Origin of the sequence: Microbacterium sp. EF45047 (genome assembly GCF_028472845.1) — a bacterium.
Lineage (GTDB): Bacteria > Actinomycetota > Actinomycetes > Actinomycetales > Microbacteriaceae > Microbacterium > Microbacterium neungamense.
The window spans coordinates 478,546-493,018 of record NZ_CP069429.1 but is presented as its reverse complement, the minus strand read 5'-3'; the positions used below and the strand labels follow the sequence as shown (position 1 = coordinate 493,018).

Here is a 14,473-nt window from a genome sequence, read left to right as displayed (position 1 = left end):
TCTCGCACCGAGGGTGCTAACGCCAGTCTAGGCGGTCGGCTGGCACTCACGCAATGCGAGTGCCAGCGCCTCCCCTCCGGTTGTCGAGCGCCCTTCGACAGGCTCAGGAACCGCACCGCCCAGGCGGAGCGAGACGAAACGCCCCAGCCCGCCAGCTGCCCCCGCGTCGATGGGAGCTTTCCGCACCCCGAACCGCCCCGCGCGATGCGCTTCTCTCCCAGCGACGCCGACGATGACGGCGGACGGGAGATTCCCGCATCCCCCAGCGCCCCAGAGATGCGCTTTCCTCCCGGCGACCGCGACGGCGACGCGGACGGCGACGCCCCTCCCTGCCGTTGAGCGCCCTTCGACAGGCTCAGGAACCGCACCGCCGCAGGCGGAGCGAGACGAAACGCATCGCGCGGGCCGCATAGGCTTGCCGGGTGCAGATGTCCGAGCTCAGCGCCCTGCTCACCCGTGAGGGCCTCGCCCTCCTCGACGAGCTCGGCCCCGTCGGCTCCGCGTCCGACGTCGCCAGGGCGGTGTCGCGGCTGCGTGCGGCCGGCCACTCCCCCGACCTCGTCTCCGCCGTCGTCGGCCAGGCGCACCTGCGCGTCAAGGCTCGCGACAAGTTCGGCGAGTTCGCCGAGCGCATGCTGTTCACCCGCGCTGGTCTGGAACAGGCCACCCGTCTCGGCGTGGCGGCCCTGCACGCGGTCCGGATGCGGCAGGCCGGCATCGCCCGCGTCGCCGACCTGGGCTGCGGCATCGGCGGGGACAGCCTCGCGTTCGCGGCCGCCGGCCTGCGGGTCGATGCCGTCGATGCCGACGAGGTCACCGCCGCGATCGCCGCCTACAACCTCGCCCCGTTCGGTGACGCGGTCACGGTGCGGCACGCGGCGGCGGACGCGGCGCCCGCCGGCGACTCGGCATCCGCCGTGTGGCTCGACCCGGCCCGACGCACCGCCGGCCACAGCGAGACCCGGCGGGTCGCGGCATCAGACTACTCCCCCGCCCTGGACTGGTGTCTCGACCTCGCCACACGGATGCCGACCGGCATCAAGCTCGGCCCCGGCCTCGACCGCGACCTCGTCCCCTCGGACGTCGAAGCCCAGTGGGTCAGCGCCGACGGCAGCGTCGTCGAGCTGGTGCTGTGGAGCCGGGAGCTCGCGCGCGAGGGCATCCGTCGCGCGGCGCTGGTCGTGCACGGCGATCGCACCGACGAGATCACGGCACCCGCGGATGCCGAGGACGAGCCCGTGCGCCCGCTGGGCGCGTACCTGCACGAGCCGGACGGCGCCGTCATCCGCGCCCGGCTCATCGGCGAGGCGGCACGGATGCTGGATGCCGGCATGCTCGACGAGAGCATCGCCTACCTCACCGGTGACGCCGCCCTGACGAGCCCGTTCGTGCAGTCGTTCCGCGTGCGCGAGACGATGCCCGCCCACGTCAAGACCATCAACGCGGCTCTGCGCGCCCACGATATCGGGCGGCTCGAGATCAAGAAGCGCGGCATGGATGTCGACCCCGCCGCGTTCCGGAAGAAGCTCTCCCTGCGGGGATCGCAGCAGGCGACGCTGATCCTCACCCGGACGTCCGGCGGGCGCGTCGCGATCCTCGCGGACCGCGTCTGATCACTGGTACTCGCCGGTGGTGTCGTCGATCGTGGCGCACTCACCGGTCTCGGGGCTGCACACCTCGGTCGGGGCGCCGCGCACGACGGTGAGCATCCGCCCGCGGTTGGGCGTCTGCCGCAGCTCGTAGGTCGTGCTCCCGACGGTCAGGTTCAGGTCTGCGGTGGGCCCGGAGCCATCGCAGCTCTGATGAACCGCTGTGCCGCTCACGACCGCAAGGCACCACTGGCCGTCGCGGAAGCCGAACCACACCGGCGACGCGTCGTCGTATCCGACCAGCTGAAGCCCGGGCCCGTCGAAGCCCGCCGCCACGAGGATGCGGGCGTGCACCAGCTCGTCCTGGCTGTACATCGACTCCCATCCCGTGTCCGGCCCGTCGGTGATGACGTGCCGCTGCATGATCAGCCGCTGCCGTCCGTCGACGTCCGTGACGAGGGCGGCCCAGAGGTCGACGAGCTCGCCGTCCTGGCCGAGCTGCAGCCCCGTGCTGAGGCCGAAGGACTCGTCCACCTGCTCACTGCGGAGGCACTGGGACTCGCGCTGCCCGCCGGCGTCGATGACGAGACACTGCTGCGTTCCGTCCTGGGTCGTCGCCTGCCAGACGGTCGCGCCGTGCTTCTCGCCGCGATACACCACCGACCCGGGGTCGAAGTTCTCGGAGTTCTCCAGCTGCGCCCAGACCTCCTCGTGCTCCGCGGGCATCGAGGGAGGGGCGTCGCCCCCGCCGAACAGCAGCCGGCCGGCGCCGAGACCCAGCACGAGGGCGAGGGTCGCGACGGCGGCGAGGATCATCGGCAGCCGGCTGCGGGTCGGCGCCTCGGGATCGGGACGCTCAGAGACCGGGACGGAGGTGTCCGCGGATGCGGAAGGCGTTTCGTCTCGCTCCGCTCGCTCAACGACCGGTGCGGGGCCGACCGGGGAGGGGCCGACCGGGACGGGTGCATCCGCGGATGCGGAGGGCGTTTCGTCTCGCTCCGCTCGCTCAACGACCGGTGAGGGGCCGACCGGCGAGAGGTCGACCGGGGAGGGGCCGACCGGGGAGGCCCCGGCCTCGAGCCGGCGGAGCTCCTCCGCCTCGGCGGCGTCGAGACCCCCGCCGCGCCCCCAGGCGCGTCGTCGGAGCTCCCTCAGCCGATCCGGGTCGGCGGGCCCGGGCATCCCTACCCCATGCTCTCGAACTGCATGGCGGCCCAGATGAGCCAGCCGAGGCTGAACACGGTCGCGGCGATGCCGAGCACCAGCGCCCACATCGCGATCGCGCGGTTCTCGACCGGGCGCCGCAGCGACATGATCGCCGCGATCACCGAGACGACGGCGACCGGGATGCCCCACCCGACGAACATCGAGGTCGCCAGCGCGACGATGGCCGCGAAGAGCGCCCACGGGGCGAGCTTCGCGTCGTCGACAGGCTCGTCCTGCGGCGCACCCTCGACGGAGCGGAACGCGTCGGCGTCGGTCTGAGGTCCACGGGCGATCAGCGCCTCCGGGAGGCGGTACTCCGGCATCCGCCGATACGCGTCACCGGATGCGCGCCGCTCATCGCCGGCCCCGGACCGCGCGACCGGATCCCCCGGCGCGTCCACCTCGGGGCTGACGCCGTCGATGTGCGGCGACGGCTCGGTCATGCGGCACTCACCTGGATCTCGGTGACCGGCAGCGTGGAGTCGGCGCCGAACCCGAGGGTCGACGGCCCGCGGCCCGCGGCGATGAGCTGCGCGGCGAGCGCCGCGATCATGGCCCCGTTGTCGGTGCACAGCGACAGCGGCGGGATGCGCACGGCGACGCCCGCGGCCTCGGCACGCTCGAGCACGACCTCGCGCAACCGGCGGTTGGCGATCACGCCGCCGCCCAGCAGCAGCCTCGGCACGCCCAGGTCGGCGCAGGCGGCGAGCGCCTTCGTGGCGAGCACGTCGACGACCGCCTCGCGGAAGCTCGCGGCGACGTCGGCCACGGGCACCGGATCGCCGTGTGCTTCGGCCCGCTCGATCCAGCGGGCGACGGCGGTCTTCAGGCCCGAGAACGAGAAGTCGTAGCGGTGCTTCGCCATGTCGGATGCCCGGGACAGGCCCCGCGGGAACCGGATCGCGTCCGGGTCGCCCTCGGCGGCCGCGCGGTCGATCTGCGGACCACCCGGATACGGCAGCCCGAGGATGCGGGCGACCTTGTCGAACGCCTCCCCCGCGGCGTCGTCCACCGTCTCGCCGAGGAGCTCGACATCGGTGGTGAGGTCGCGCACGTGCAGGAGCGAGGTGTGCCCGCCGGAGACGAGGAGCGCGATCGTCGGATACTCCAGCGGCGGGGCATCCGGGTCGAGGATGTCCGCAGCGATGTGCCCGACGAGGTGGTTCACGGCGTACAGCGGCTTGCCGAGCGACACCGCCAGGCCCTTCGCCGCGCCGACGCCGACCATCAGGGCGCCGGCCAGTCCTGGACCGCTGGTGACCGCGACGGCGTCCAGGTCTTCCAGCCGCACCTGAGCCTCATCGAGGGCCCGCTCGATCGCGGGCTGGAGTGCCTCCAGGTGGGCGCGCGCGGCGACCTCGGGCACGACGCCGCCGTAGCGGGCGTGCTCGTCCATGCTGGACGCGATCGTGTTGGACAGCAGCGTGCGTCCGCGGACGATGCCGATCCCGGTCTCGTCGCAGCTCGTCTCGATGCCGAGCACCAGGGGTCCGGTCATGCCGTCGCCTCCTCGCGCGAGGTGCCGCCGTCGGACGTGCCCGCCGCGACGGTGCCCGCCGGGTTCCTGTCCGCCGCGACGGTGCCCGCCGGGTTCCTGTCCGCCGCGACGGTGCCCGCCGGGTTCCCGTCCGCCGGGACGGTGCCCGCCGGACTCCTGTCCACCGGAACCTCGTCCGCCCGGGAGGAGTTCTCTCCCTCGGGAGGGGAATCCTGGCGGATCGTTCCTCCCGAGCGTGAGTTCTCCTCCCGAGCGCGAGCGGGGACAGCGTGGCCAGCGGCGTCAACGGTGCCGGCGGGGTCAACGGTGCCAGCGGCAACGGCGCGGTCAACGGTGCCGGCGGGAACGGCGGGGTCAGCGCCGGTGACGGTCGTGCCCTCCCGGGCACGAGCGGCCCACGCCCTCAGGTCGAGCTTCATCACGATCGCGTCGACGTCGTCGGGCTGGTAGTACCGGGGCCGGCGCGCCAGCTCGGCGAAACCCTCGGAGAGGTACAGTCCCTCGGCCCCCGGGTTGTCTGCCCGCACCTCCAGGAACACCTCGCGCGCGCCGCGCTCCGCCGCCTCGGCGAGAAGGGCGCGCAGCAGTGCCCTGCCGCGCCCGGCACCCCGGTGCTCGGCGTCGAACGCGATGGTCTGGATGTCGGCATCCGCCGCGCCCCGCAGCGCGCGCAGGCCGCCGTAGCCGATGACGACGCCGTCCTCCTCGTCCACGAGGTAGTGGTTGTGGGCGCTCGTCAGCTCGGTCGCCATGGTGTCCTCGCTCCACGCGTCGGTCGGGAACGAGCGCCGCTCGATGCGCATGATCGCGTCGAGGTCGTCGATGGTGGCGGTGCGCAGGGTCATGCGCTCACCTTCTTCGGCGCGCCCGGCTGCACGACGTCGGGCGAGCGCAGATACAGCGGCTCGCCATCGGTGAGGATGCGGCCGGCGGCGATCGCCCGTGCGCCCACGCGCGCCAGGTCCACCGCGGACAGCTGCGCAGCCTCGACGACCGGGAGGTCGAGGCCGGTTCCCTGAGCCACGAGGTGCGCCGGTTCGGTCAGACGAGGGATGCCGTCGGCGTCCGTGCCGTCGAAGACACTGACCGCGAGCTCCCGGCGGCGGGCATCCGTCACCACGGCGAAACGCGTGGCACCGCCGTCGAGCGCGGCCAGCGCCGGGGCGAAATGGCTGGGGACGGCGACGACCGGGATGCCGCGGCCGAGCGCGACCGCGCGCGCGGCGGCGATCCCGATGCGCAGCCCGGTGAAGGGACCGGGCCCCATGCCGGCGACGACGTGGGTGAGGGATGCGTCGCGGACGACTTCGGCGAGGAGGTCGCCGATCACCTCGGCGTGGCCGAGCGGGTCGGGGCTGGACGCCTCGGCGACGACGCGGCCGTCGTGATCGATGACGGCGGCGGCCGTCCCGAGTGAAGTGTCGACGGCGAGGATCACACCTCAAGGGTAGTCGGCGCAGGGGCGGCCGGCCGCCGGACGGGTCCGCCGGCGCCGAGGACCCTGAGCTCGTCGAGGACCCTGAGCTCGTCGAAGGGTCCGGATGTCAAGGGGGACGCTTCGACGGGCTCAGCGTCCGCAGGGCTCAGCGTCCGCAGGGCTCAGCGTCCGCGGGGCTCAGCGTCCGCGGGGCTCAGCGTCCGCAGGGCTCAGCGTGCGGCGCGCTCAGCGTGCGGGGGAGCGCTCCACGCGGGTGATCGTGACGATGCGGGGCGCGTCGGTGTCCAGGTCCTCGTCGCCGAGGTCGTCGTCCCCTCCCCCGACCGGGCGTTCGAGCTCGATGTCCCACCAGTCGTCGGCCACGGCATCCGCCATCGGCCGACCCCACTCGATGACGACCACCGACCGGTCGAAGGCGATGTCGAGGTCGTCCAGCTCGGCGGCCGACGACAGCCGGTACGCGTCCACGTGCACGAGCGGGGCGCCGCCGACGAGCGACGGATGGGTGCGGGCGATCACGAACGTGGGGCTCTGCACCGGTCCGCGCACACCGAGCCCTTTCGCGAGACCGCGCGTGAACGTGGTCTTCCCCGCGCCCAGCGGACCGGTGAGCACGAGCAGATCGCCGGGACCGAGCGACGCGCCGATCCTCCGGCCCAGCTCCTCCATGTCGGCCGCGGTCGCGATCTCGTGGCGTCCGGCCAGCTCCGCATCCAGCGTCATGACACGCTCCGCCGCGGCACGCGCGCCCCGATGCGCGTGACGATCTCGTAGTTGACGGTGCCCGCGGCATCCCCCCACTCCGTCGCCGACGGATGCCCCAGTGTCGGGTCGCCGAACACGATCACCTCGTCACCCACCGCGACCTCCTGGTCGCCGACGTCCACGACGAACTGGTCCATCGCCACGCGACCGGCGATGGTGTGGCGGCGCCCGCCGATGAGCACCGGCCCGCGCCCCGAGGCTTGCCGCGGGATGCCGTCGGCGTACCCCAGCGGAACGAGCGCGAGCGTGCTCTCCCGCTCGGTGCGGTGGTCGTAGCCGTACGACACGCCGGCCCCTGCCGGCACCCGGCGCACGGCCGCAACGGCGGCGCGCAGCGTCATCGCCGGCCGCAGCCCGAGATCCGCCGAGCTGCGGTCATTGAACGGCGACAACCCGTAGAGACCGATGCCGATCCGGACCGCGTCCAGGCGCGTCTCCGGCAGGTCTATCGCGGCGGCGGTGGCGGCGAGGTGCCGGATCTCCGGGCGGATGCCGGCCGCCTCCGCGGCATCCGTCCCCTCGAGGAACCGTGCGAGAGCGGCCCGGTCGTCCTCGGGGCTGGTGTTGGAGAGGTGGCTGAAGAGGCCCACGATGCGGATGCGGCCGATCCGCTCGAGCCGCGCGGCCTCGGCGAGCACGCGCGGCCAGTCCTGCGGCGGGACGCCGTTGCGCGACAGCCCGGTCTCGAGCTTGAGGTGCACCGCGGTCGGGGCGGCCACGGATGCCGCATCCGCCGCGGCGAGCAGCTGCGCGAAGGAGGAGATGCCGAGTTCGATGCCGGCCTCGGCGGCGTCGTCGAACCGCCGGCCGGGCTCGTGCAGCCACGCCATCAGCGGCGCGGTCACGCCGGCGCGGCGCAGCGCCAGCGACTCCTCGATCGTCGCCGTCGCGAGCCGCGACGCGCCGCCGGCGAGCGCCGCCGTGGCGGCCGCCGCCGCGCCGTGCCCGTAGCCGTCCGCCTTGACGACCGCGATGACCGGCACCCCGGTGAGCCGGCGCAGGTGGCTGACGTTGTCGGCGATCGCGTCGAGGTCGATCGTCGCCTCGCGGAACGGGGTCATGCCCGCCCCTCCCCCGGCCGAGACCCCGTGCCGTCGTCGAGATCCCGCCCTGCGGACGTCTGGAGCACGGGGTGTCGACGCGAAGACGGGGTGTCGGCGGATGCGGCGGCGGCGGGTGCTTGGGCGGCAGCGGGGGCATCCGTCCGCTCCGCGACGACGAACGCGGCGGCGAGACCGGCATCGTGCGTCAGTGTGAGATGCAGCGTGGTGATGCCGCGCTCCGCGACGACGGCGGCGGTCGACCCCGACAGCACGAAGCGGGGGCGGCCGGATGCCTCGGACGCGATCTCGATCTCGGACCAGTGCACCCCGTCGCTGCCGCCGAGCGCCTTGATCAGCGCCTCCTTCGCGGCGTACCGCGCGGCGAGGGAGCGCAGCCGCAGCGTCCGCTCCGACGGCGTGAACAGACGCTCGAGCAGTCGCGGCGTGCGGGCGACGCTCCGCTCGAACCGCGCGATGTCGACGAGGTCGATGCCGGTCCCGATGATCACCGGATCAGCCTACCCGCGGCATCCGCGCGCATCCGCGCGCATCCGCGCGCATCCGCTCGTGCGTCGGTCTCCCCGGCGCAGGAGTACTCCCCGGATGTCCCGGCGAGACTTCCTGTCCTCGGGAGGCGCGGATGCCCGGCTGCGGGCGTGTGCGATCACCCCACCGCTCCGACCGCCCCGAAGACGCGGATCGCCCCGAGGCACGCGGCCCCGGGGCGATCCGGACGGACGGAACCCGTCACTCCACGGTGACGGACTTCGCGAGGTTGCGGGGCTGGTCGACGTCCAGGCCCTTCGCGGTGGCGAGCGCCATGGCGAAGATCTGCAGCGGGACGACCGCCAGCACCGGCTCGAACATGGCCCCGGCGAGCGGGATGTGGATGACCTCGTCCGCGTACGGCAGCACCGCGGCGTCGCCCTCCTCGGCGACCACGATCACGCGGGCGCCGCGGGCGCGGATCTCCTGGATGTTCGAGACGACCTTGGAGTGCACCAGTGCCGAGTGGCGCGGCGACGGGACAATCACGAACACCGGCTGTCCCGGCTCGATCAGGGCGATCGGGCCGTGCTTGAGCTCACCGGCGGCGAAGCCCTCGGCGTGGATGTACGAGATCTCCTTGAGCTTGAGCGCGCCCTCGAGGGCGATCGGGTACCCGACGTGACGCCCGAGGAACAGCACCGAGCGGGTGTCGGCCATCCAGTGCGCGAGCTGGCTGACGTGCTCCTGCTCACCCTCGATGACCTTCGCGACCTTCTCCGGCAGGGCCTGCAGGTCGGCGATCTCGGCGGATGCGTGCGCGAACGTCCCGCGGACGCGGCCCATGTGCAGACCGAGCAGCAGCAGCGCGGTGATCTGCGCCGAGAACGCCTTCGTCGAGGCGACGGCGACCTCCGGGCCGGCGTGCGTGTAGACGACCGCGTCGGACTCGCGCGGGATCGTGGCGCCCTGGGTGTTGCAGATCGACAGCGTCCGCGCGCCGCGCTCGCGCGCGTACTTGACGGCCATCAGCGTGTCCATGGTCTCGCCGGACTGGCTGATCGACACGACGAGCGTGTCGCCGCCGATCACCGGGTCGCGGTAGCGGAACTCGTGCGCGAGCTCCACGTCCACCGGCACGCGCGCCCACTGCTCGATCGCGTACTTGCCGACGAGCGCGGCGTACGAGGCCGTGCCGCACGCGGTGATGATGACGCGACGGATGCCGGTGAACAGCTCGTCCATGCCGTCGAGCTCGGGGATGACGACCTGACCGTCGCTGATGCGGCCGCGGATGGTGTTCGCCACGGCTTCCGGCTGCTCGGCGACCTCCTTGGCCATGAAGCTCGACCAGCCGCCCTTCTCGGCGGCGGCGGCGTCCCAGGACACGTCGAACGGCGCGGCCTCGACGGAGTTGCCGTCGAAGTCGGTGACGGTGACGGCATCCGGCGTGATCGCGACGATCTGGTCCTGGCCGATCGCGAGCGCCTTGCGGGTGTGCTCGACGAAGGCGGCGACGTCGGAGCCGAGGAAGTTCTCGCCCTCGCCGAGGCCGATCACCAGGGGGGAGTTGCGGCGGGCGCCGACGACGAGGCCCGGGTGGTCCTGGTGCATGGCGAGCAGGGTGAACGCGCCCTCGAGGCGGTTCACGACCTTGCGGAACGCCTCCTGCAGATCGCCGCCGGTGGCGCGGTACTCGCGTCCGAGGAGCACCGCGGCGACCTCGGTGTCGGTCTCGCTGCGGAAGGTGTACCCCTCGGCGGCGAGCTCGTCGCGGAGGGCGGCGAAGTTCTCGATGATGCCGTTGTGGATGAGGGCCAGCTTGTCGTCATCCGCCAGGTGCGGATGCGCATTGACGTCGGTCGGTCCGCCGTGGGTGGCCCACCGCGTGTGGCCGATGCCCGTGGTGCCGTCGCCGAGGGCGGCGTCCTTGAGGGACTCGCGGAGCATGCCGAGCTTTCCGGCCTTCTTGCGCATGCCGAGGGTGCCGTTCTCATCGATCACGGCGATGCCCGCGGAGTCGTAGCCGCGGTATTCGAGACGGGCGAGCCCTGCGAGCAGGATGTCCTGGCTGGGGCGAGGGCCCACGTATCCGACGATTCCACACATGGGTTCAAGGGTACGGGGACCCATTTGCTAGGCATCCGTACGAATCGCCTCTCTCCGTTTCGAATCGCTTGATCGGTCGCCAACCGGGCCGGATCACAGCCAGTCGCGCGATTCGAAAGCGGCGGGGTGTCAGAGCTTGCGGAGCAGCACGCTCTCCACGGCGTGGTCGGCGCCCTTGCGCAGCACCAGGGTGGCTCGGTGCTTCGTGGGCAGCACGTTCTCGAGCAGGTTGGGCATGTTGATCTCGCGCCAGTAGCCGAGCGCCGTGGTGACCGCCTCCTCGTCGGTGAGGTGCGCGAACACGTTGAAGTACGACGACGGGTTGCTGAACGCGCCCTGCCGCAGCGCCAGGAACCGGTCGACGTACCAGCGCTCGATGTGCTCGGCGTCGGCGTCGACGTAGATCGAGAAGTCGAACAGATCGCTGACCGCCACGTCGTTGGGCGCCGGCGGCGGCTGCAGCACGTTCAGCCCCTCGACGATGACGACGTCGGGCCTGCGGACCACGATGTGCGCGTCGGGCACGATGTCGTAGCGCATGTGCGAGTAGAACGGCGCCCGCACCTCCTCGGCCCCGCTCTTCACCTCGGTGAGGAACGTCAGCAGCGCGCGCCGGTCGTACGACTCCGGAAAGCCCTTGCGGTCCATCAGCCCGCGCCGCTCGAGCTCGGCGTTCGGATACAGGAAGCCGTCCGTCGTCACGAGCTCCACGCGCGGCGTGCCCGGCCAGCGGCTCATCAGCTCGCGCAGCAGGCGCGCGATCGTCGACTTCCCGACGGCCACGGATCCGGCCACACCGACGACGAACGGCGTGGTGGTGTCCTCCTCCTGCAGGAACTCGCTCGTCGCCGCCCCCAGCCGCTTCGTCGCCGTCGCGTACAGGCTGAGCAGGCGGCTGAGCGGCAGGTACACCTCGCGCACCTCGGCGAGGTCGAGTCGGTCGCCGATGCCGCGGATGCCGACGACCTCGGTCTCGCTGAGCGGCTGATCCAGGTCGGCCGCCAGCCGCGCCCAGTCGGCGCGGTCGATCTCCCGGTACGGCGAGAGCGGCAGGGTCGGGTCGACGGCGGTCACGGCTCCCATGGTATCCGCGGGCGGGATGCCGTCGTCCTCGTGCCCACGGCGGTCACGGCGCCGGCTCGAGCGGCAACGGCAGCGGCAAGGGCAGCGGCAGCGGCAGCGTGGGTTCGGGGCTCGGCTCCGGCGTCGGCTCGGGAGACGGCTCCGGATCCGGAGACGGCTCGGGCTCGGGCTCGGGCTCGGGTTGCGGCTGCGGATGGGGATTGGGATTGGGCGCCGGAGCAGGCGGGGGTGCCGGCGAGGAACTCCGACCGTGCCGTGCGGAACGTCCGGTCGAGTTCGAGCAGCTCGGATTCCGCCCGATATCCCCGAGAAGCTCCTCGGCGCGCTCCTGCCGGTCGCGGACGTTCCGCCGGGCGGCGGCGACGGCATCGGGAGCGAGGTCGCCGGCCCTCGCGACGTACGGGGCGGGCACCTCGGGCAGCTCGACGCCCTGCACGTCGTCCCGGTACGTCGCGACGGCCGCGAGTGCCGCGGTGCGGGCGGGCTCGTCGGCGAAGCCGGCCAGCGACGCGAGCATCGCCTCCGTGCGGTCCGCGTCCGCGATCCCGCGCTCGATCGCTTCGGCGACGCGGGTATGCGCGCCGTCCAGCGTCCGCTCCGCGCTGATGAGCTCCCGCTCCGCGGAGGCGAGGGCCGCCGCGGGCTCCGAGCGGGAAGACCCCTGTCCCATCACGACGCCGACGGCGACCACCAGCAGCAGGACCGCGACACCGATCGCGCGGACCATCGGCCGGCGCAGGGGCGACCGCGACGCACGTGCACCCGCGGCCGCATCCCCAGTCCCATCCTCAGCGTCAGGCACCTCCGCAGTCGCGCGCGTGTCCGCCGCCAAGAGCACGTCCGCATCGGCAGACCCGTCAGCATCCGCAGCCCCGTCAGCTTCCGCATCGGATGCCGGACCCGTCCCGCCGGCATCGCCGCGTCCCACGGACTCGCCGCGCCCCACGGACTCGCCGCGCCTTTCGGACTCACCCCGGTCCCCCGACTCGCCACGTCCCTCGGACCCGCCCCGGTCCTCGGGCTCGTCACGGTCCTCGGGCTCGTCGAGACGGAACAGCTCGGCGATATCCCGGCGGCCCCCGTCCTCCCGGCCGGCCCCGTCGCCGTCGTCGCCCGCACCGGGCGCCGGGTGCTCGGGCACGCCGAACAGATCGGCGAGCGACCTCTTCGACTCGCTCATCGCCCCCTCGGCAGCCTCCGCCGGGGCAGCCCAGTGCGTCATCGCCGGTGCGCCGCCCCAGCAGGCGAACCGGCCGGACCGGACGGTGTCCGGCACCGATCCGGCACTATCTCGCACGCATACCGGATGCCGAGGGCAGGCGACGGAGAATATCGGCACACCGGATCCGGGCCGGCGCGTCGAGCGCCACCGCGAGCGCGAGTAGTCTCGTCCCGTGCGCCTCGGAGTCCTCGACATCGGCTCGAACACCGTCCACCTGCTCGTCGCGGATGCCCGGCCCGGCGGCCGCCCGCTCGGCACCACGAGCGATCGCACGGTCGTCCGCCTGATGCGCTACCTCACGCCCGACGGAGCGATCGCCGAGGACGGGATCCGCGCCCTGGAGGACGCCGCACGCCGCGCGCGCACGATCGCGGATGCCGAGCGCATCGACACCCTGCTCGCCACCGCGACCAGCGCCGTGCGCGAGGCCCGCAACGGCGACGAGGTGATCGCCCGCATCGAGGCCGCACTGGGGCAGCCGCTGCAGGTGCTCGACGGCGAGGAGGAGGCCGCGCTGACGTTCCTCGCCGTACGCCGATGGTTCGGCTGGTCGGCGGGTCGCCTCGTGCTGCTGGACATCGGCGGCGGCTCGTTCGAGTTCGCGGGCGGATCGGAGGAACTGCCCGAGGTCGCCGCATCCGCTCCCCTCGGCGCCGGCCGGATGACCGTGCAGTTCCTCCCCGACGACCCGCCCGGCGAGGCCGCGGTGGCGCGGCTCCGCGCGCACGCGGCGACGACCCTGCAGCCGATCGCCGAGCGCTTCGCCGCCCTCCCCAGCCCCGATCACGTCGTCGGCTCATCGAAGGCGATCCGCTCCCTCGCCCAGCTCGTCGGCTATCCGGCCCCGGGGTGGCCGGGCAGCGATCGGATGCTGCTGCCGCGCGCCTCCCTCGGCTCGTGGATCCCCCGGCTCGCGCGCATCCCGGCATCCGCACGGCAGGAGCTGCCCGGCATCACCCCCGACCGCTCGCTGCAGATCGTCGGGGCCGCGGTGGTGCTGCACGTCGCGATGGAGCTGCTGGGCGTCGACGAGCTCGAGGTGTCGCCGTGGGCGCTGCGCGAGGGCGTGCTGCTCCGCTACATCGAGCAGCACGGCTGACGGCCGGCGCAGAGCCGACCGACCGCGAAGACGACGCACGAGAACGCTGGACCGCGCGGCCCGCCGGAGTCCTAGGCTGTCCCCATGCACGAATCGCATCGCTATGCGGCGCGGCTGGGGATGACGCGCCGACAGCGACGAACGGCTCATGCAGGGACGGCACCGGATGCCGCTCCGCAGCCGCGATCCCCGCTCTCCTCGCTGTTCGAAACCGCGCCGTCACCGGACCGTGCGCTCGGCGGCGCGCCGTCGCTGCTGGTCATGTGCACGGGCAACGTGTGCCGATCGCCGCTGGCCGCGCTGCTGCTGCGCTCCTCGCTGCGCGACCTGGGCGTGGTCGTGCACAGCGCCGGCACGCACGCACTGGTGGACGAGGCGATGACCCCGGAGGCCCTGCAGCTGGCCCTCGCGAACGGTGCGGATGCCGACGACGCCGCCCGACATCGCGGCCGTCTCGTGCAGGAGCGGATGCTGATCGAGGCCGACCTCACGCTCACGATGACCCGCGAGCACCGGGCCTTCGCGGTGCAGCTGGCGCCGAGCCGCCTGCATCGGGTCTTCCCGGTGCGGGAGTTCGCCCGGCTCGCCGCGACGATGACCGATGACGAGCTGCTCGACGCCGCCGAGGGCGACGGCGACAACACCCGCGCTCGCCTGGGGTCGACCGTGATCGCGATCTCGCACCGCCGCGGGCTGACCGCCGGCGGCACGGACGAGGACGACGTCATCGACCCGTACCGGCGCTCCGCCGAGGTGTACGAGCGGTCGGCGCGCGAGCTCGTGCCCGCGCTCGCGCAGGTGGAGCGGGTGGTCAGGCTCGCCCTGTCCTGAGCACGCCGTCATCCGAACACCACCGTCTTTCACCCGTTTGGGGCGCGTTTTCGCGTTCGGGGCGGGCCACGCCCGCCCCGAACGCGAGAATCCGCCCCAAACCC

Annotated in this window: 13 protein-coding genes and 1 pseudogene; 3 read left to right on the top strand and 11 right to left on the bottom strand. The window is 73.2% G+C overall.

Going from position 1 to position 14,473, the window contains the following annotated elements; translation table 11 throughout:
• Positions 1-428: 428 nt before the first annotated feature.
• Positions 429-1,613, top strand: a complete 1,185-nt coding sequence (locus JRG78_RS02405) for a THUMP-like domain-containing protein (protein ID WP_432806458.1) — start codon at positions 429-431, stop codon at positions 1,611-1,613.
• Here JRG78_RS02405 and JRG78_RS02400 read toward each other — a convergent pair whose 3' ends face one another.
• The 11 genes and pseudogenes from JRG78_RS02400 to JRG78_RS02350 all read right to left on the bottom strand — a co-directional run bounded on the left by JRG78_RS02400 (position 1,614) and on the right by JRG78_RS02350 (position 12,439).
• Complete coding sequence (locus tag JRG78_RS02400; RefSeq protein WP_259607402.1) at positions 1,614-2,405, bottom strand: hypothetical protein; 792 nt, start codon at positions 2,403-2,405, stop codon at positions 1,614-1,616.
• A gap of 368 nt (positions 2,406-2,773) precedes the next feature.
• Positions 2,774-3,238, bottom strand: a complete 465-nt coding sequence (locus JRG78_RS02395; RefSeq protein WP_259607401.1) for a hypothetical protein — start codon at positions 3,236-3,238, stop codon at positions 2,774-2,776.
• Entirely contained in the window at positions 3,235-4,293 is a 1,059-nt protein-coding gene (gene tsaD, locus JRG78_RS02390) for a tRNA (adenosine(37)-N6)-threonylcarbamoyltransferase complex transferase subunit TsaD (protein WP_259607400.1), read from the bottom strand. The genes JRG78_RS02395 and tsaD overlap by 4 nt, the downstream gene beginning before the upstream one ends.
• The gene (rimI, locus tag JRG78_RS02385; protein WP_259607399.1) at positions 4,290-5,138 is read right to left on the bottom strand and encodes a ribosomal protein S18-alanine N-acetyltransferase; all 849 of its coding nucleotides are present in this window, start codon (positions 5,136-5,138) and stop codon (positions 4,290-4,292) included. The genes tsaD and rimI overlap by 4 nt, the downstream gene beginning before the upstream one ends.
• Positions 5,135-5,731 (bottom strand): tRNA (adenosine(37)-N6)-threonylcarbamoyltransferase complex dimerization subunit type 1 TsaB, encoded by a 597-nt coding sequence (gene tsaB / locus JRG78_RS02380; RefSeq protein WP_259607398.1) that lies wholly within the window; start codon positions 5,729-5,731, stop codon positions 5,135-5,137. The genes rimI and tsaB overlap by 4 nt, the downstream gene beginning before the upstream one ends.
• Before the next feature lie 225 nt (positions 5,732-5,956).
• On the bottom strand, positions 5,957-6,454 hold the full coding sequence (gene tsaE, locus JRG78_RS02375) for a tRNA (adenosine(37)-N6)-threonylcarbamoyltransferase complex ATPase subunit type 1 TsaE (protein ID WP_259607397.1): 498 nt from the start codon (positions 6,452-6,454) through the stop codon (positions 5,957-5,959).
• Entirely contained in the window at positions 6,451-7,557 is a 1,107-nt protein-coding gene (alr, locus tag JRG78_RS02370; protein ID WP_272653582.1) for an alanine racemase, read from the bottom strand. The genes tsaE and alr overlap by 4 nt, the downstream gene beginning before the upstream one ends.
• 146 nt (positions 7,558-7,703) lie before the next feature.
• Positions 7,704-8,048: pseudogene (locus JRG78_RS02365) on the bottom strand (holo-ACP synthase); the annotation flags it as partial.
• 238 nt (positions 8,049-8,286) lie between these two features.
• On the bottom strand, positions 8,287-10,134 hold the full coding sequence (glmS, locus tag JRG78_RS02360) for a glutamine--fructose-6-phosphate transaminase (isomerizing) (protein WP_259607395.1): 1,848 nt from the start codon (positions 10,132-10,134) through the stop codon (positions 8,287-8,289).
• A gap of 129 nt (positions 10,135-10,263) precedes the next feature.
• Positions 10,264-11,217, bottom strand: a complete 954-nt coding sequence (gene coaA / locus JRG78_RS02355) for a type I pantothenate kinase (protein ID WP_259607394.1) — start codon at positions 11,215-11,217, stop codon at positions 10,264-10,266.
• A gap of 43 nt (positions 11,218-11,260) precedes the next feature.
• Entirely contained in the window at positions 11,261-12,439 is a 1,179-nt protein-coding gene (locus tag JRG78_RS02350; RefSeq protein WP_272653581.1) for a hypothetical protein, read from the bottom strand.
• A gap of 172 nt (positions 12,440-12,611) precedes the next feature.
• Here JRG78_RS02350 and JRG78_RS02345 point away from each other — a divergent pair, with 172 nt between their 5' ends.
• Positions 12,612-13,538, top strand: coding sequence for a Ppx/GppA phosphatase family protein (locus JRG78_RS02345; RefSeq protein WP_259607392.1), 927 nt, complete (start codon positions 12,612-12,614; stop codon positions 13,536-13,538).
• Between the two features lie 84 nt (positions 13,539-13,622).
• On the top strand, positions 13,623-14,369 hold the full coding sequence (locus JRG78_RS02340) for an arsenate reductase/protein-tyrosine-phosphatase family protein (protein ID WP_272653580.1): 747 nt from the start codon (positions 13,623-13,625) through the stop codon (positions 14,367-14,369).
• The last annotated feature ends 104 nt before the right edge of the window (positions 14,370-14,473 follow it).